Annotated in this window: 17 protein-coding genes and 1 other RNA gene; 9 read left to right on the top strand and 9 right to left on the bottom strand. The window is 75.3% G+C overall.

What is annotated here, in order from left to right; genetic code table 11:
- Positions 1-30 precede the first annotated feature (30 nt).
- Positions 31-861, top strand: a complete 831-nt coding sequence (gene ddaH, locus ACY0MR_RS25760) for a dimethylargininase (protein WP_388799431.1) — start codon at positions 31-33, stop codon at positions 859-861.
- Between the two features lie 240 nt (positions 862-1101).
- Here the strand turns inward: ddaH and ACY0MR_RS25755 are convergent, their stop codons facing one another.
- Both ACY0MR_RS25755 and ACY0MR_RS25750 read right to left on the bottom strand, forming a co-directional pair.
- The gene (locus ACY0MR_RS25755) at positions 1102-2085 is read right to left on the bottom strand and encodes a small ribosomal subunit Rsm22 family protein (protein WP_473555628.1); all 984 of its coding nucleotides are present in this window, start codon (positions 2083-2085) and stop codon (positions 1102-1104) included.
- A gap of 9 nt (positions 2086-2094) precedes the next feature.
- Positions 2095-3420 (bottom strand): Bcr/CflA family multidrug efflux MFS transporter, encoded by a 1326-nt coding sequence (locus tag ACY0MR_RS25750; protein ID WP_388799718.1) that lies wholly within the window; start codon positions 3418-3420, stop codon positions 2095-2097.
- Positions 3421-3503: 83 nt separating this feature from the next.
- Here ACY0MR_RS25750 and ACY0MR_RS25745 point away from each other — a divergent pair, with 83 nt between their 5' ends.
- A complete protein-coding gene (locus tag ACY0MR_RS25745; protein ID WP_473555625.1) occupies positions 3504-4541 on the top strand; it encodes a Gfo/Idh/MocA family protein in 1038 nt (345 codons plus the stop codon).
- A gap of 12 nt (positions 4542-4553) precedes the next feature.
- Here the strand turns inward: ACY0MR_RS25745 and ACY0MR_RS25740 are convergent, their stop codons facing one another.
- The gene (locus ACY0MR_RS25740; protein ID WP_473555623.1) at positions 4554-6194 is read right to left on the bottom strand and encodes an alkaline phosphatase D family protein; all 1641 of its coding nucleotides are present in this window, start codon (positions 6192-6194) and stop codon (positions 4554-4556) included.
- A 102-nt stretch (positions 6195-6296) separates the two neighbouring features.
- On the opposite strand from ACY0MR_RS25740, the gene ACY0MR_RS25735 reads away from it, so the two are divergent.
- A complete protein-coding gene (locus ACY0MR_RS25735) occupies positions 6297-7073 on the top strand; it encodes an SDR family oxidoreductase (RefSeq protein WP_392863217.1) in 777 nt (258 codons plus the stop codon).
- A 101-nt stretch (positions 7074-7174) separates the two neighbouring features.
- On the opposite strand, the gene ACY0MR_RS25730 is transcribed toward ACY0MR_RS25735, so the two are convergent.
- Positions 7175-7498 (bottom strand): nuclear transport factor 2 family protein, encoded by a 324-nt coding sequence (locus tag ACY0MR_RS25730; protein WP_361861504.1) that lies wholly within the window; start codon positions 7496-7498, stop codon positions 7175-7177.
- 304 nt (positions 7499-7802) lie between these two features.
- Between ACY0MR_RS25730 and ACY0MR_RS25725 the strand changes: the two genes are divergently transcribed.
- Positions 7803-8258 (top strand): hypothetical protein, encoded by a 456-nt coding sequence (locus tag ACY0MR_RS25725; protein ID WP_388799416.1) that lies wholly within the window; start codon positions 7803-7805, stop codon positions 8256-8258.
- 301 nt (positions 8259-8559) lie between these two features.
- Here ACY0MR_RS25725 and ACY0MR_RS25720 read toward each other — a convergent pair whose 3' ends face one another.
- Complete coding sequence (locus tag ACY0MR_RS25720) at positions 8560-9021, bottom strand: VOC family protein (RefSeq protein ID WP_388799413.1); 462 nt, start codon at positions 9019-9021, stop codon at positions 8560-8562.
- Between the two features lie 146 nt (positions 9022-9167).
- Here ACY0MR_RS25720 and ACY0MR_RS25715 point away from each other — a divergent pair, with 146 nt between their 5' ends.
- From ACY0MR_RS25715 to ACY0MR_RS25705, 3 genes are all read left to right on the top strand, one after another.
- Positions 9168-10139: a helix-turn-helix transcriptional regulator gene (locus ACY0MR_RS25715; protein ID WP_392863219.1), complete on the top strand. Its 972-nt coding sequence runs from the start codon at positions 9168-9170 to the stop codon at positions 10137-10139.
- Between the two features lie 23 nt (positions 10140-10162).
- Complete coding sequence (locus tag ACY0MR_RS25710) at positions 10163-10552, top strand: VOC family protein (protein ID WP_361861494.1); 390 nt, start codon at positions 10163-10165, stop codon at positions 10550-10552.
- A gap of 75 nt (positions 10553-10627) precedes the next feature.
- Positions 10628-11146: a DUF1203 domain-containing protein gene (locus tag ACY0MR_RS25705; RefSeq protein WP_473555618.1), complete on the top strand. Its 519-nt coding sequence runs from the start codon at positions 10628-10630 to the stop codon at positions 11144-11146.
- Between the two features lie 43 nt (positions 11147-11189).
- On the opposite strand, the gene ACY0MR_RS25700 is transcribed toward ACY0MR_RS25705, so the two are convergent.
- The 3 genes from ACY0MR_RS25700 to ACY0MR_RS25690 all read right to left on the bottom strand — a co-directional run bounded on the left by ACY0MR_RS25700 (position 11190) and on the right by ACY0MR_RS25690 (position 14160).
- The gene (locus ACY0MR_RS25700; RefSeq protein WP_473555615.1) at positions 11190-11963 is read right to left on the bottom strand and encodes a glycosyltransferase family 2 protein; all 774 of its coding nucleotides are present in this window, start codon (positions 11961-11963) and stop codon (positions 11190-11192) included.
- 218 nt (positions 11964-12181) lie between these two features.
- Positions 12182-12580: RNase P RNA component class A (gene rnpB / locus ACY0MR_RS25695), an RNA gene on the bottom strand.
- A gap of 137 nt (positions 12581-12717) precedes the next feature.
- Positions 12718-14160 (bottom strand): RNB domain-containing ribonuclease, encoded by a 1443-nt coding sequence (locus ACY0MR_RS25690; protein WP_473555613.1) that lies wholly within the window; start codon positions 14158-14160, stop codon positions 12718-12720.
- A 191-nt stretch (positions 14161-14351) separates the two neighbouring features.
- Here ACY0MR_RS25690 and yaaA point away from each other — a divergent pair, with 191 nt between their 5' ends.
- Together yaaA and eda are read left to right on the top strand one after the other, a co-directional pair.
- The gene (gene yaaA / locus ACY0MR_RS25685) at positions 14352-15119 is read left to right on the top strand and encodes a peroxide stress protein YaaA (RefSeq protein ID WP_473555611.1); all 768 of its coding nucleotides are present in this window, start codon (positions 14352-14354) and stop codon (positions 15117-15119) included.
- A gap of 109 nt (positions 15120-15228) precedes the next feature.
- Positions 15229-15885: a bifunctional 4-hydroxy-2-oxoglutarate aldolase/2-dehydro-3-deoxy-phosphogluconate aldolase gene (gene eda / locus ACY0MR_RS25680; RefSeq protein ID WP_388799398.1), complete on the top strand. Its 657-nt coding sequence runs from the start codon at positions 15229-15231 to the stop codon at positions 15883-15885.
- On the opposite strand, the gene ACY0MR_RS25675 is transcribed toward eda, so the two are convergent.
- A complete protein-coding gene (locus tag ACY0MR_RS25675; protein WP_473555608.1) occupies positions 15866-16672 on the bottom strand; it encodes a GNAT family N-acetyltransferase in 807 nt (268 codons plus the stop codon). The genes eda and ACY0MR_RS25675 overlap by 20 nt on opposite strands.
- Positions 16673-16704 lie beyond the last annotated feature (32 nt).

Below are 16704 nucleotides of genomic sequence, written 5' to 3'. Positions count from 1 at the left end.
CGGGGACCACCCGTCCGTGAGGAGCCCTCATTGCGCACCACTCCGCGCACGTCCTCGCCCCGCCGTTATCTGATGTGCCCACCCGCGCACTTCACGGTGACGTACTCCATCAACCCCTGGATGGACCCCACGAAACCGGTCGACCTGCCGCTCGCCCTCACCCAGTGGGAGGACCTGCGCGACCGCTACCGCGCGCTCGGCCACACGGTCGAGCTCCTCACCCCCGACCCGGCGCTGCCGGACATGGTCTTCGCGGCGAACGGCGCCACCGTCGTCGACGGCCGGGTCCTCGGGGCGATGTTCGCCCACGCGGAGCGCACGGCCGAGGCCGCGGCGCACCTGGCCTGGTTCCGAGGAAACGGTTGGGCAGCCGAGGACGTACGGGCTCCGGAGCACATCAACGAGGGCGAGGGGGACTTCGCCGTCACCGCCTCCTGGATCCTGGCCGGGCGCGGCTTCCGCTCCAGCCCGCTCTCGCACGACGAGGCGCAGGAGTTCTTCGGCCGCCCGGTGATCGGCCTCGAACTGGTGGATCCGCGGTACTACCACCTGGACACCGCGCTCTGCGTCCTGGACGACGCGGCCGACGAGGTCATGTACTACCCGGACGCCTTCTCCCCCGGCAGCCGCGCGGTGCTCGCCCGGCTCTTCCCCGACGCCCTGATCGCGACGGCGGAGGACGCGGCGGCGCTCGGTCTGAACGCGGTCAGCGACGGCCGGAACGTCCTCCTGCCCCAGGCGGCGGTCGGCCTCTTCGACCCGCTGCGCCGCCGGGGCTTCGAACCGATCGGCATGGACCTGGGCGAGCTGCTCAAGGGCGGCGGCAGCGTGAAGTGCTGCACCCAGGAGCTGCGGCCCTAGGGGGTGTCTTGTGGATCAGGCCGGATCAGGGAGCGGGGTCTGGTGCGTGCGATCGCAAGGCGGAGGAGGGAGGCATGGCGGAGCCATGCCGACCGACGACAACGCGGCGAGCGTGCGTGCCAGACCCCGCGAGCCCGGCATGATCGGCAAGACACCCCCTAGGGCGCGGGACCGGTCGCGCGCCGTGTCCGCCGGCGGTCCGGCGGGCACGGCGCGGGGCCGCGGGCCGGGTGCGGGCCCTCAGCCCTCGTCCTCCGGCGGCCAGGCGTCGCCCCACTCCGCGTCGCGGGCCTGCCGGTACAGCGGGCCGTGCCGCTTGGTGACCGTGTCGCGGCCCAGCCCGTCCGGGCCGCACAGGTCGAGCAGCACCATGCCCTTGCGGATCTGCGGCCTGCGCGTGATGCGGGAGGCGGCCGGCGAGGGCGGGAGCCGGGTCGCCGCCACGTAGGCGTACTTCTCGTCCTCGTAGGGCAGCGAGCCGCCCTTGACCTGCCGGTGCAGCGAGGAGCGGCTGACCCGGGCCGCGAAGTGGCACCAGTCCGTGCCCGGCTCGATCGGGCAGGCCCCGCTGTGCGGGCAGGGCGCGGCGACCGTGAACCCGGCCTCGATCAGCAGGGTGCGGGCGGCGATGATCCGCTCGTAGCCGTCGGGGGTGCCGGGCTCGACGATCACGACCGTCTGCGCGGCCCGCGCGGTCTCGGTCACGAGCGCGGCCCGGTCGGCCGGGGTCAGCTCCTTGAGCACGTACGACACGGTGACCAGGTCCGTGTCCTCGAGCTTCAGCGCGCCGCCGATCCTGGCCGTGCGCCACTCGGCGTCCAAGGCACCGGCGGCCAGTTCGCGGCCCAGCGCGAGGGCCGGCTCGGCCCAGTCCAGGACCGTGCTGCGGGGCGGCCGCTCCTCCCAGGCCTCGGCGACGGCCCAGCTCGCCGCGCCCGTGCCGCCGCCGACGTCGGTGTGGGTGCGCGGCTCCCAGTCGGGCGCCGCCCCGCGCAGGGCGGCGAGGGCGCCCCGTACCGCCTCGAAGGTCGCCGGCATCCGGTACGCGGCGTACGCGGCGACGTCGGAGCGGTCGCGGAGCACGGGGGCGTCCGTCGGGGTGGTCCCCCGGTAGTTGGCGATCAGCCGGTCGACGGCCTGGGCGGCCTGCTTGGGCGGCAGCCCGCCGAGGAGCCCGGCGAGGGCGGCGCGCAGCGAGTCGGCGGAGGGAGCGGAGGCGTTCACCGACCCAGTCTAGGCGGCGGGCCCGGTGGTCCCGGGGGCCCGGACCGGCCGGCCCGCCTCGGCCGACCGCCACGGGCGGCACAGGCCCAGGAAGCAGGCCAGGGCCAGGACGGCGCAGCTCAGCTGGACGACCGCCATCGGCACGGCGGTGTGCTCGCCGGCGATGCCGACGAGCGGGGAGGCGACGGCGCCGACGAGGAACGACGTGGTGCCGAGGAGCGCGGAGGCGGAGCCGGCGGCGTGCGGGGTGCGCATCAGGGCCTGGGCGTTGGTGTTCGGCATCGCGAGGCCCATCGCGGACATCAGGACGAAGAGCCCGGCCGCGACCGGCGCGAGTCCGACCTTCCCGAAGACGCCGGCGGTCATGAGGAGCAGCGCGAGCGAGGCGACGAGGATCGTCCCGAGGCCCCAGCCCAGCGCCTTGTCGAGGCTGACGCGGCCGACGAGCAGCTTGCCGTTGATCTGGCCGACGGCGACCAGGCCGATCGAGTTGAGGCCGAAGAGCAGGCTGAAGGTCTGCGGCGAGGCCCCGTAGATCTCCTGGACGACGAACGGCGAGGCCGAGATGTACGCGAAGAGGGCGGCGAAGGCGAGGCCGCCGGTCAGCATGTACCCGGCGAAGACGCGGTCGCCGATCAGTCCCCTCATCGTGCGCAGGGCCTGCCCGACCCCGCCCTCGTGGCGGCGCTCGGGCGGCAGCGTCTCGGCGAGGAAGCGCCAGACGACCAGGGTGAGGAGGACGCCGATGACGGTGAGCACGTGGAAGACGCCCCGCCAGTCGGTGATCCGGAGGATCTGGCCGCCGATGAGGGGCGCGATGATCGGGGCGACGCCGGAGATCAGCATGAGGGTGGAGAAGAACCGGGCCATCTCCACGCCGTCGTACAGGTCGCGGACGACCGCGCGGGCGATGACGATGCCGGCGGCGCCGGCGAGTCCCTGGAGCAGCCGGAAGGCGATGAGCAGTTCGGCGGAGGGGGCGAGCGCGCAGACGGCGGTGGCCAGGACGTACACGATCATGCCGACGAGCAGGGGGCGGCGCCGGCCCCACTTGTCGCTCATGGGGCCGACGACGAGCTGGCCGAGGGCCATGCCGGCGAGGCAGGCGGTGAGGGTGAGCTGGACGGTGGCGGCGGGGGCGTTCAGCGCGCCGGTGACCTCGGGCAGGGCCGGGAGGTACATGTCCATGGAGAGCGGGGGCAGTGCGGTGAGCCCGCCGAGGACGAGGGTGACGAGCAGCCCGGTGCGCCGGGCGGCGGTGACGGACTCCGCCGGAGCGACCGGAGTGCTCTCGGTTATGTGTCCTTGTGTTGTTCTCTGACCGCTCTCCGGCATCGACTGCTCCATATCGTTGAATCCTTGCCTATGCTCTCAGCTCGATCGGCATGGTCGAGACCTCTGTGGGACGGGTGGGGTACATGAGTGACACGGTGCGCTGGGGAATCCTGGCGACGGGCGGCATGGCGGAGCGGTTCACCACGGACCTGCTCACCCTCGACGGCGCCGAGGTCGTCGCGGTGGCGTCCCGCACGGAGGCCTCCGCCCGGGCCTTCGCGGACCGGTTCGGCATCCCGCGGGCGTACGGCGGGTGGGACGGGCTCTTCGCCGACGAGGACGTCGACGTGGTCTACGTGGCGACCCCGCACCACGCCCACCGGGAGGCGGCCGGCCGCGCCCTGGAGGCGGGCAGGGCGGTGCTCTGCGAGAAGGCTCTCACGCTCAACGCCCGCGAGGCGGAGGAACTCGTCATCCTGTCGCGGGACCGCGGCCTCTTCCTCATGGAGGCCATGTGGATGTACTGCAACCCGCTGATTCGGCGGCTCGCGGAGCTGGTGCGCGACGGGGCGATCGGCGAGATCAGGACCGTGCAGGCCGACTTCGGGCTCGCGGGCCCGTTCCCGGCGGACCACCGGCTGCGGGACCCCGCGGTGGGCGGCGGAGCGCTGCTCGACCTGGGCGTGTACCCGGTGTCGCTGGCCCAGCTGCTCCTCGGCGAGCCGGACAGCGTCCACGCGCACGCGCTGCTCTCGCCGGAGGGCGTCGACCTGAACACCGGCATGCTGCTCGGCTGGTCGGACTCCGGGGCCTCGGCCCTGCTGTCCTGCTCGCTCGACGCGGACACCCCGCTGACGGCCTCGGTCACCGGCTCGCTGGGCCGGATCGACCTCCCCCGCGGCTTCTTCTTCCCGGAGCGCCTCACCCTCCACCGCGCCGGCCGGGAGCCCGAGGTGATCACCGCGCCGGAGGACCCGCACTCCCTGCGGCACGAGGCCGCCGAGGTCGTGCGCTGCCTGCGGTCCGGACTGACGGAGTCCCCGCTCGTCCCCCTCGACGGCTCGCTCGCGGTGATGCGGACGCTCGACGCGGTACGGGAACGCATCGGCGTCCGCTACCCCCAGGAGGCCGTGCCCGGGCCGCGCGGGGCCTCCGGCGGTCCGGGGCTCGCGCGGGCCTGAGCCGGCCGGGGCTCACGCGGGCCTGAGGCCCGGGTTCCCGGCCTCCGTGACGAAGGAGCCGGCCGTGGCGACGGGAGCGCCCGGGGCCGTGACGTACGGCACCGTCCGGAAGTCGGCCCGGGCGGCCTCCTCCCCGAGCGCGACCGTCACGTAGCCGCGCCGCCCGTTGAAGAACCTCAGGTGGGGGTTGGCCTGCAGGAGCCTGTCGTAGTTCGACGGGCGGTCGGCGCCGTCCTTGCCGCTGCTGATCGAGGTGGCGACGATCTCGGTGCCGACGGTCCGCGAGGACGGGTCGAGGAAGTCGGCCTTGAGGTCCAGGCCGTAGCCGACGTGGACGTCCCCGGTGAGCACCATCAGGTTCTCCACCCCCGCGGCCCCGGCACCGGCGAGAAGGCGCCGCCGGGAGGCCGGGTAGCCGTCCCAGGAGTCCATCGACAGCTTGAAGTCGGCGGTGGCGCGGTCGCGGCGTTCGGCCAGGACGACCTGCTGCGGCAGGACGTTCCAGCGGGACCGGGAGCCGCGCCAGCCGTCGAGCAGCCACCTCTCCTGCGCGGCACCGGTCATCGTCCGCGCCGGGTCCTCCGACTCCGGGCCCGGGACCTGCCAGCCGTCGCCGTACGCCTGGTCGGAGCGGTACTGGCGGGTGTCGAGGATGTCGAACTGGGCGAGCCGCCCGAAGCGCAGCCGCCGGTAGAGCCGCATGTCGGGGCCCTGGGGCCGCTGGGGCGCGCGGAGCGGCTGGTGCTCCCAGTAGGCGCGGTAGGCGGCGGCGCGGCGGAGCAGGAACTCCTCCGGCGGGACGTCGTTCTCGGGGGTGCCGCCCGCGTAGTTGTTCTCGGTCTCGTGGTCGTCCCAGGTGACGACGAAGGGATGGGCGGCGTGCGCGGCGCGCAGGTCGGGGTCCGACTTGTAGAGGCCGTACCGGAGCCGGTAGTCGTCCAGGGTGAGCGTCTCGCGGGCGAAGACCGCCGGGAGGGTCCGGTCGGTGTAGGCACGGGCGCCGCCGGTGGCGTTCACGGCGTACTCGTAGAGGTAGTCGCCCAGGTGGAAGACGACGTCCACGTCCTCCTGCGCGAGGTGGCGGTAGGCCGTGAAGTAGCCGTCGTGGTAGGCCTGGCAGGAGACGGCGGCGAGCTTCAGGGCGGTGGTGCGGGCCCAGGGGGCGGGTGCGGTGCGGGTGCGGCCGACGGGGCTGGTCCAGTCGCCGACGCGGAAGCGGTAGAAGAAGTCCCGGCCGGCGTCCAGGTGCTCGACCTCGACGTGCACCGTGTGCGAGAACTCCGGGTGCGCGGTGGCCAGGCCGCGGCGCACGGTCCGGGTGAAGCGCTCGTCGCGGGCGAGCTCCCAGCGGACCGGGACCCGGGCGGCGGGCAGCCCTCCGCCGGGCTCGAAGGGGCGGGGCGCGAGCCTGGTCCAGAGCAGGACGGAGCCGGGCAGGGGGTCGCCGGACGCCACGCCGAGGGTGAACGGGTCCTCGGTCAGCCGGCGCCCGTCGAGCTCGGCGGCGGCGGCCGAGCCCGCGAGCGGAAGCTGCGTGGCGAAGGCGAGCGCGGCGGCGGCGCCGGTGGCGGTGAGGAACCGACGGCGCGCCACGTGGCGTGCGGCGGCGCGGAGTTCGTCGGAGTGCTCGTGGACGTCGTGTACCCGGTTCATGTGCCCCTCCCCAGACGGATGCGGTCCGTCCGTCATTCGAGGGGGGCGGGACGACCTCGCGTTGTCGGGTACAGGACATCCACGTGTCGGGACGGTGAGTTCATGGGGCATGCGTCTCGCGTACGCTGCGCGCCCATGAGCATCGCAGTGGTGACGGGAGCGGGATCGGGCATCGGCCGGAGTGTGGCCCTCGCCCTGGCGGCGGCGGGCTGGTCGGTGGCCCTGGCGGGCCGCCGGGCGGGCGCCCTGGAGGAGACGGCGGCGGCGGCGCCCGGCGGGGACTTCCTGACCGTCCCCACGGACGTCACCTCGGCGGACGAGGTGGCCGCCCTCTTCGCGGCGGTCCGGGACCGCTACGGACGCGTCGACCTGCTCTTCAACAACGCGGGTACGTTCGCGGGCGGCGGCGTCCCCGTCGAGGACCTGGACCCGGACACCTGGCGCGCGGTCGTCGACGTCAACCTGACCGGCGCGTTCCTGTGCGCCCAGGCGGCGTTCCGGACCATGCGGGAACAGGACCCGCAGGGCGGCCGCATCATCAACAACGGCTCGATCTCGGCCCATGTGCCGCGCCCGCACTCGATCGCGTACACGGCGACGAAGCACGCGATGACGGGCCTGACGAAGTCGCTGTCGCTCGACGGGCGCCCGTACCGGATCGCCTGCGGCCAGCTCGACATCGGCAACGCGGCGACGGACATGACGGCCCGCATGCAGTCCGGCATCCTCCAGGCCAACGGCGAGACGGCCGTGGAGCCGGTCATGGACGCGGCGGACGTCGCGGCGACGGTGGTGCACATGGCGGCCCTGCCGCTGGAGGCCAACGTGCAGTTCGCCACCGTGATGGCGACGGCGATGCCGTACATCGGGCGGGGCTGACCCGCCCGGCACCCGGCCCGGTGCCGGGCGCGGACAGACCCTGAGCCCGTCCGCCGCGGGCGGACGGGCTCAGGAGGCGGACGAGGGGGCCGCGGGGGCCGTCAGGCCTGGCCGGTCTCGAAGCGCGCGACCTTGCCGCCCTCGACGACGAAGCGCCAACGGGTCTTCATCTCTCCCCAGGTGTCGTTCCGGAACCGGGCGACGAGGTCGAGGCCGCCGCCCTTCTCCGACTCGACCTCCATGTGCCCGCGCGAGGAGAAGATCTCCCGGTCGGTCCACTCCGAGAGGTCCCGGTCGGACCCGTCGTCGGACATGGTCGCACCGGGGGTCAGAGCCTCCCGGAAAGCCGTCTGGTCATGGGCGTTGATGGCCGCGACGAAGGCGCGCACGGCGGGGTCGGTGAGCCGCTCCACGGGAATGGTCATGCCCTAGCCGTACACCGCGCGGACCGGCCCGACCGGCGACCACGCCGTGCGCCTGCGGCGTGTCGGCGGACGCGCTGGGCCACCTGGGCGAGCGGCCCGCCGGGCGGGATCCCGCGGGCCCGCCCGGCCCGGGCCCCGCCGAACGGCGCACGCGGCCTGCCCCTCCCCGGCGACTTCCCGGCTCCACACGGCCCAGGACCCGCGTGTGCACCGGCACGGGGCCGCGCGGTGGGGCACCGTCCTGCGTAGCGCCGCACCCAGGCGGCCGATACGGACAACCGACCCGCGGAACGCAGGAGGAGCGATGGCGAACGCCGGCAAGGTCGTGAAGCTGTACGCGAAGGGGGCCCCGGTCGGGGTCGAGGAGGGAGCCGTCGTCGGCTTCCTCGCCGAGCCGGCCGGGGCCGGGGAGTGGTTGGTCACCCGGGAGCGCGAGGGCTTCCGCTTCACCGCGAAGGGGACGGAGGAGACGATCACCGCGGAGGGCACGGAGCGGGCGCCGGTCGTGGTCCGCCCCGACGACTCCCCGGCCTCCGTCTGGCGCCTCCAGCGCGTCGACGGCGGGGAGGGAGCGGGCGGGGCCGTCGCGCTCACCACGATCACCGCGCTCGCCGACCTCCGGGACGGCACGTACGTGATCGACCAGAACGGCCTGGCGCTGGGCCGCGACCTGTTCGAGGACCGCTCCCTGCTCCCCAAGCGGATCTTCGTCCGCACGGACGACCGGGACCCGCAGTGGCGGATCGAGGTCCTCGCCTAGGACGGCCGGGCGGCGGGCGGTACGGAGGGCCGGGGCGGAGGCGGTACGGACGGCAGGGACGGAGGGGTCGGGCGGAAGGCCGGCGACCAGGGGTCTGGCGGGGCGGGCGCGGCCGCCCGTACGGGCCCCCGCGTCCTGGCGGTGCGGGGCGGGCGCGGCCGCCCGTACGGGCCCCCGCGTCCTGGCGGTGCGGGGCGGGCGCGGCCACCCGTACGGGCCCCCGCGTCCTGCCGCCGTCCCCGGCCCAGGCCCGCGGCCACGGGCCGGGGCACGGCCACGGGCCCGGCCTGCCCGCCGTCCCTCAGTCCAGGCAGAACTCGTTGCCCTCCGGATCCGCCATCACGATCCACCCGTTGCTCATCGGCGGCTCCGGCTCGAAGCGGCGCAGCCGGGTTCCCCCCAGGGCCACCAGCCGCTCGCACTCGGCCTCCAGGGCCGCCATCCGCTCGTCTCCCTCCAGACCCGGCGCCACCCGCACGTCGAGGTGGACCCGGTTCTTCGCCTCCTTGCCCTCCGGCACCTGCTGGAAGAACACCCGGGGCCCCTCACCCTCCGGGTCCTCCACGGCCGATCGCGTGTTGCGCTGCTCCTCCGGCACCCCGAGGCCCGCGAGGAAGTCGTCCCACGCGGCCAGCGGGTCGGCCCCCTCCGGGAGCTCGACCCCGGGCGGGCCCGGGTGGACGTACCCGAGGACGTCCCGCCAGAAGGTGGACAGCGCTGCCGGGTCGTGCGCGTCGAACGTGACCTGGAATCGGCGGCTCATCGTGCTGCTCCGTTCGTCTCGTCGTACGGGCGGCGGGAGCGGCGGCGGTCCGCGTGTCGGCGCGGACCCGCACCCGTGGCCTCTGCGCCCACCCTGGCACCCGAGGCGGACAGGATCTGTCCGCCACCTCTGGCAGGCTGACCCGCATGGACGAACCGGGTACGACCGAGCGGGTGCTCACCCTCCTCGGCCTGTTGCAGCGGCGCCGCGCCTGGTCCGGCCCCGAGCTGGCCGAGCGGCTCGGCGTCACCCCCCGCACGGTGCGCCGCGACGTCGAGCGGCTCCGCACGCTCGGCTACCCCGTGCACGCCGGCCAGGGGGTCGGCGGCGGCTACCGGCTGGGCCGCGGGCAGGACCTGCCGCCGCTCCTCCTCGACGACGAGGAGGCCACCGCGACCGCGGTCTCCCTGCTGGCCGGGGCCACCGCCGGGACCGGCGATGCCGCGCTCCGGGCGCTGACCAAGCTGGACCAGGTGCTGCCGACCCGGCTGCGGCACGAGGTGCGCGCCCTGTCGGGCTCGGTCGAGTTCTTCGGCGCGGGCCGTGCCCCCGTCGAACCCGAGGTGCTCCTGACCCTGGCCGGCGCCTGCCGCGACGAGGTCGAGGCGGCCTTCGACTACCCCTCCGGCGGCACGCCGCGGCCCCGCCGGGTCGAACCCCACCGGCTGGTCGCCTCCGACCGGCGCTGGTACCTCCTGGCGTACGACCTCGACCGCGACGACTGGCGCACCTTCCGCGTCGACCGGATGACGGCGGTGACCGCGCGGACGTGGCGCTTCCGGCCCCGGCCCGCGCCGGACGCGGCGGAGTACGTGCAGGAGGGGGTGGCGAGCCGCGTCTACGCCCACCGGGCGCGCTTCCTCGTCCACGCGCCGGCGGAGACGGTCCGGGCGCAGGTCCCGTCCTCGGCGGCCGTCGTACGGGAGCGGGACGGGGACCGCTGCGAGGTGCTGAGCGGGGCCGCCGACCTCGACCGGGTCCTGCTGCACGTCCTTCTCCTCGGGCACGAGTTCGACGTCCTGGACCCTCCGGAACTCGGCGACCGCTGCCGGGCCCTGGCGGAGCGGCTGCTGTCGGCCGCCACGCCGCCGGCCGGCGACGAAGCGGCGGAGGCGTAGACCCCGGGCGTAGGGTCGCGGGCATGGCATGCCGCATCAGCGAACTGGTCGTCGACTGCGCCGATCCCGAGGCGCTGGCCGCGTTCTGGAGCGAGGTCCTGGGGTACGTCGAGCTCGGGCGGGAGGACGACGGAAGCATCGAGATCGGTCCGCCCGGGGTCGGCTTCGGCGGTCCGCAGCCCACGCTCGTCCTGAGTCCCAGCAGCGATCCGCGGCGGGGGAAGCTCCCGCTGCACATCGACGTCAATCCCACCGACCGCGACCAGGAGGCCGAGTGGGAGCGGCTGCTCGCGCTCGGCGCCCGGCCGGCGGACGTCGGGCAGAACGGCACCGAGAACTGGAAGGTGCTGGCCGACCCGGAGGGCAACGAGTTCTGCCTCCTGCACCGCAGGCTCCCGCCGCTCGCTTCCTAGCGATGTCGAGCGGGCCGGGACCGTCGCGTCCGAATCGCGCCAGCGGTGCGGGCGGCGAAGCGTGACGCTGGTGGCATGAGCAACGAGACCACCGCCACGACCGCCTACACCCCCCGCGCCCTGACCCCCTCCGCCCACGCCGAGCTGCGGGTCGCGGACGACGCCGGCCGTGCCTGCGTCCCGTACCCCGCCGTCGAGGGCGGCGATCCGCTCCGCTGCTGTCTGCGCCCGTCCCTGCCGGGCGAGCGGATCGCCCTCGTCTCGTACGCGCCGCTGCGGCGCTGGGCGGCCGGGATGGGCGCCGATCCCGGGGCCTACGACGAGCAGGGGCCGGTCTTCGTCCACGCCGAGGAGTGCGGCGGCCCGGCGCCGTCGACGGCGTATCCCTTCGCCCGCGCCGGGGCGCTCCGGACCCTCCGCCGGTACGACGCGGCGGGCCGGATCGTCGGGGGCCGGCTGCTGGAGATCCCGGAGGCGGCGTCGGAGGGCTTCGACCGGGCGTTCGCCGAGGCCTTCGCCGATCCGGCCGTGGCGCTGGTGCACGTCCGGGCGGTCGAGTACGGCTGCTTCCACTTCGAGGTCCGCCGGCCCTGAGCGGCGGGCCCCGGGGCCGTACGGCCGGCCCCGGGGCCCGTTGCTAGATGCGCGAGTTGCGCAGCGACTGCCACACGGCGCCGGCCAGGCCCCGGGTCGCCCGCGGCACGGACAGGCCCTCGTGGCGGCGGTACAGCTCCCAGTTGTACTGGACCAGGGACAGCTTGTTGGACGACAGGGAGCCGGCCTGGTGGGCGCGGTAGACCGCGAGCGGCTCGGCCAGACCGCGCGCGTCGGCGCCGTCGCGCATGATCGACAGCCAGAGGGCGTAGTCCTGGCGCTTCCGCATCTCCGGCATCAGCCGCGTGCCGAGGACGGAGCGGTCGTACATGGCGGTCAGCGCGCCGATGTAGTCACGGACCAGCATCGCGCGGTAGTCCACGTGCGCGCGGGCGCGGACCACGCGCCCGTTGGGCTCGAAGTCGGTGCTCTCGCCCGCGTAGTCGGCGTCCATCTTGTAGTACGAGGTGAACGTCAGGGGCGCGGAGCCCGCCGCGGCGAAGGCGACCTGCCGCTCGGTCTTCTCCGGGAGCCACATGTCGTCGCTGTCGAGGAAGGCGACGTAGTCCCCGCGGGCCCGCTCGATGGCGAGGTTCCGGGCCCGGCCGGCGCCGCCCTGCTCCGGCGCGGACGCCGGCTTGACGCGCTCGTCGCGCCGGGCGAACTCCATGAGCAGGTCCATCGAGTCGTCGGTGGACTTGTCGTCGGTGACCAGGAGCTCCAGGTCGGTGTGGGTCTGCGACAGCACCGACCGGACCGCCGCGCCGAGCGTCGCCGCGGAATTGTAGACGGGCATCACGACGGACACCAGGGGCACGGCGGTTCTCCTTGCTCGGGCGGGGACGACCGTCCCATTCAAACACTGGAATCGTAGGGGTCCGGCCGGGCCCCGGAGGACCCTCGCCGCGGCGGCCGGGGCGGTCGGCCCGTCCCTCGGGTGCCGCGCCCGGGGGTGCTCCCGCGGGCGGCGCCCGTACGGCAAGAGGCCCCCGACCAGGTGGAACACCCGGGCGGGGGCCCTTGCGGAACGGCCGGCAGACGAGTCGGGCTGTACGCCGGGTTCTGTCCCCCGGGACCTCGCGGTCGTCGGGGCGACGGCCATCCATCTAGGACCGGCGTTGCCGCCGGCCTCCTGCGGTCTACCCGCGGACTCGGGCGAGCAGCCCTCGAACATCCGCGCAGGGACACCGGGGTGTCCCCTCTTGACCTTGCTCCGAGTGGGGTTTACCTAGCCGCCTGAGTCGCCTCAGGCGCTGGTGGTCTCTTACACCACCGTTTCACCCTTACCGAGGACCGAGGTCCTTGGCGGTCTGTTTTCTGTGGCACTGTCCCGCGGGTCACCCCGGGTGGCCGTTAGCCACCACCCTGCTCTGTGGAGCCCGGACGTTCCTCGGGGAGATCCGGGGATCTCCACGCGGCCGCCCGCCCGGCTCGTCTGCCGTGCCGACCATGCTACCCGGCGATCAGGAGGTCGGCGGACTCCCCGGGAGGGACGCCGCCCCGGCCCGTCCGGCTGATCCGCTTCCACGCCGACGGCGCCCGCGCCCTGCACCGCGCGCTCGCCCCGGCCGTCACGCGGGCGCGAACAGCACCTTCGCCGTCCCCGGGTCCGCTTCCGCGAGCCTGACCCGCAGCCACTCCCCCAGCGGCAGGCGGGACGTGCCGCCCGCGATGCGGGCGACGACCGCCGGGTCGTCCAGGTGGACGGTGCCGACCGCCGGTTCGCGCTCCTTCACGTCGATCACGTAGGCGTCGAAGATCTCGCCGACCCGTTCCCGCAGCAGCGCCGCCTCGACGACGTCGACGCTCTCGCGTTCCACGGTGTTGGCGCGGCGCGAGCCGTCGCCCATCTCGTCGGGCAGGGCGGGCAGGGCGGCCCGTACCCACTCGGGCGGTTCGTCGCCCGCGACCGCCGCGACGCACAGTTCGCCCGCGTACCGGTCGACGAGGCGGCGGAGGGGCGCGGTGCAGTGGGTGTACTCGTCGGCGACGGCGGCGTGCACGGCCGGGGTGGGGACGCGGCCGTCGGTGAAGACGGTGTATCCGGCGCCCCTGAGCAGGGTGGTGCACTCCTGGAGGAAGGCGGCCTGGCGCGGGTCGGCGGGGTCCGCGGCACGGACGACGTCGGCGTACGAGACGTGGTGCGGCCAGTCGACGCCGAGGGCCTGCGCGGAGCGGCGCAGCCGGGCGACGGCGCCGTCGGGGGCGGTGGGGAGGGTGCGCAGGATGCCGGTGCCGGCGGCGGTCATGAGGTCGGCGGCGGCCATGCCGGTGAGGAGGGAGATCTGGGCGTTCCAGCCGTCGGCGGGGAGCGGCGCGCGGTAGGCCAGGGAGTAGGTGTGGTCCTGCTCGACGATCTCCTGCTCGGGCACGTCGAGGGAGATCCCGCCGCGCTCGGCCTCCAGGGCCTCGCGGAGGCGTCCGACGTCCCGCAGGAGGGCCACCGGCTCCTCGGCGGTCCCGGTGTCGATCTGCCGCTGGACGCCCGCGTAGTCGAGTTTGGCGCGGCTGCGGACGAGGGCGCGGCGGACGTCGGTGGCGACGCGGCGGCCCTCGGCGTCGAGGTCGATGCGCCAGAGGAGGGCGGGGCGGGGCTCGCCGGGGAGGAGGCTGGCGGCGCCCTCGGAGAGGACGGTGGGGTGGAGGGGGACCTTGCCGTCGGGGAAGTAGAGGGTGAGGACCCGCCGGTGGGCCTCGGCGTCGAGGGCGGATCCGGGGGCGACGAAGGCGGCGACGTCGGCGATGGCGTAGTGGACGCGGTAGCCGCCGTCGGCCCTGCGGGCCAGGTGCATGGCCTGGTCGAGGTCGGTGGAGGTCGGCGGGTCGACGGTGAAGAGGGGCAGGTCGGTGGCGTCGAGCGCCGGCAGCCGGGGGGCCTTCGCGGCGGCCTCGGCCTCGGCGAGGACGGCGGGCGGGAAGTCCTCGGGGACCGCGAGCTCGGTACGGAGTGCGCGCAGGGCGGCCCGCAGCGGAGCCTCGGCTGCGCCGGTCACGTGGATGTGGCGGCGGGGCATGGACCGAGCGTAGGGGGACGGGAGGGGCGCGGCACCTCGTACGGCGGGCGCGTCGCCCCGCGGGCGGGGTCGGATCCTCCCGCGCCGCCGCCGGGGGTGCCGCCTCGTCCGTGCGGGGCGGGGCTCGGCACCTCGTACGCTGGGTTCCCGGGGCCGCACCCCCATCCCCGTACGGACGAAGGAGAACCACCGTGCTCGTGCTGTTGCCGCCCTCCGAGGGCAAGGCCTCCTCGGGGCGCGGGGCGCCGCTCAAGCCGGAGTCGCTGTCCCTGCCGGGGCTCGCGGAGGCGCGGGCCGCGGTCCTGGACGAGCTGGTCGAGCTGTGCGCGGCCGACGAGGAGAAGGCGCGCGAGGTGCTGGGCCTGAGCGAGGGCCTGCGCGGCGAGGTCGCGAAGAACGTGGAGCTGCGGACGGCGGGCGCGCGGCCGGCCGGGGAGATCTACACGGGTGTGCTGTACGACGCGCTGGGTCTGGCGACCCTGGACGCGGCGGCCCGGCGGCGGGCGGGCCGCTCCCTGCTCGTCTTCTCCGGGCTGTGGGGCGCGGTGCGGGTGACCGACCGGATCCCGTCGTACCGCTGCTCGATGGGGGTCAAGCTGCCGGGGCTCGGCGCGCTGGGCGTGCACTGGCGGGGCGCGATGGCCTCCGTGCTGCCCGAGGAGGCGGGGGACGGGCTGGTCCTGGACCTGCGGTCCGCGGCGTACGCGTCGGCGTGGAAGCCCAAGGGCGAGGTGGCGGCGCGGACGGCGACGGTGCGGGTGCTGCACGCGCCGACGCGGAAGGTCGTCAGCCACTTCAACAAGGCGACGAAGGGCCGGATCGTCCGGAGCCTGCTGGAGGCGGGGGCCGCGCCGCGCTCGCCGACGGAGCTGGTGGTGGCGCTGCGGGACCTGAAGTACGTGGTGGAGGAGGGCGGGAAGCCGGGGGCGCTCGACGTCCTGGTCGACGAGATCCACTGAGGGGCCGCCGGGAGCACCGGTTCTCTCCGCGTCTCCCGGCACCCCGTACGCGTTGCACTATGCGCAACGCTCGTTGCGCGTAACGCTCGCCGTGGGCAGGATGGCGCCCATGACGAGCGTGTTCGACCTTGCCCCGGAAGTCCCCTCCGTCCCGGTCGTGCCGGTGGTCGTGATCGAGGACGCCTCCGACGCCGTGCCGCTGGCCAGGGCCCTCGTGGCCGGCGGGCTGCCGCTCGTCGAGGTCACCCTGCGCACGCCGGCCGCGCTCGACGCCGTGCGCGCCATCGCCGGCGAGGTGCCGGGGGCGGTCGTCGGCGCGGGGACGGTCGTCACGGCGGAGGGCGTCGCGGACGCGGTCGGCGCCGGGGCGCGGTTCCTGGTCAGCCCCGGGTGGACGCAGCGGCTGCTCGGCGCGATGCGCGACTCCGGGCTGCCCTTCCTGCCCGGTGTGTCGACCACCTCGGAGGTCGTGGCGCTGCTCGAACAGGGCGTGCAGGACATGAAGTTCTTCCCCGCCGAGGCCGCGGGCGGCGCCCCGTACCTGAAGTCGCTCGCGGGACCGCTCCCCCGGGCCCGGTTCTGCCCCACGGGCGGCGTCTCGCTCGCCTCCGCCCCCGCCTACCTGTCCCTGCCGAACGTGGGCTGCGTCGGCGGTACGTGGATGCTGCCGCCCGACGCCCTCGCCGCCCGCGACTGGGCGCGGGTGGAGACGCTGGCGCGCGAGGCGGCCGCGCTGCGGGGGCCGGTCAGCCCGCGGTCCCGCTGAACTCCACCCCCAGGTGGTCCGTCACCGGGCGGTAGCCGAGGCGCTGGTAGAGGGCGTTGCTGGTGGGGTTGGACAGGTCCGTGAAGAGCAGGATCCGGGTGGCGTCCCGTGCGGCCGCGACCCGGCCGACGGCGTCGGTGGCCCCCGCCGCGTAACCGTTGCCGCGTTCGGCGGGCGGGGTGTAGACGAGGTGGACGCGGGCCTGCCCCTCGATCGTCCGGGAGACGGCGGCCATCGAGACCGGGCGGCCGTCGGGCGCCTCCCAGAGGACGAGGCGGCCCTCCGAGATCCGCTCGGCGGCGAAGCCGGTGTAGTCCTCGGCGGGCTCCTCGCCGATGGCCACGGCGAACTCCCGCGTCCAGGCCGCGACGAGCGGGACGTCCCGCGCGGCGGCCGTGCGGTGCCGGCCGGCCGGGGCCGGGGCCGGCGGGACCGGCTCGCCGAGCCGGAAGAGCCGCATACGGACGACGGGCCGCCACGGGCGCCCGGAGGCCCGGGCGTACGCCTCCACCGCGGCCGTCTCGCCGCGGACCGAGACCGGCTCCTCCCCCGGCCGGGAGGCGAGCGCCCGGGCCGCCTCCTCCGTCGTGGCGCCCAGGTGCAGGGCCCCGGACCGGGACACCGCGAGGACCCCCGTGGTGCGGCCGTCGGACCCGGCCCACCAGCCGAGCCGGTCCGCCCCGTCCATGAGGGTCAGCACGGCGGTGTTCCGCGTGGCCTCGGCGGCGAGGTGCGCTCCTGCCGCGGCCCGGAAGGCGGCGGTGTCCTCGGTGAAGTGCCAGGTCATGACGGGATGGTGGTACGGGGCACGGTCATCGC

It is taken from the genome of Streptomyces sp. JN8, from assembly GCF_055808075.1.
Note: the sequence above shows the minus strand (reverse complement) of the source record. Positions and strands in the feature narration are given on the sequence as shown.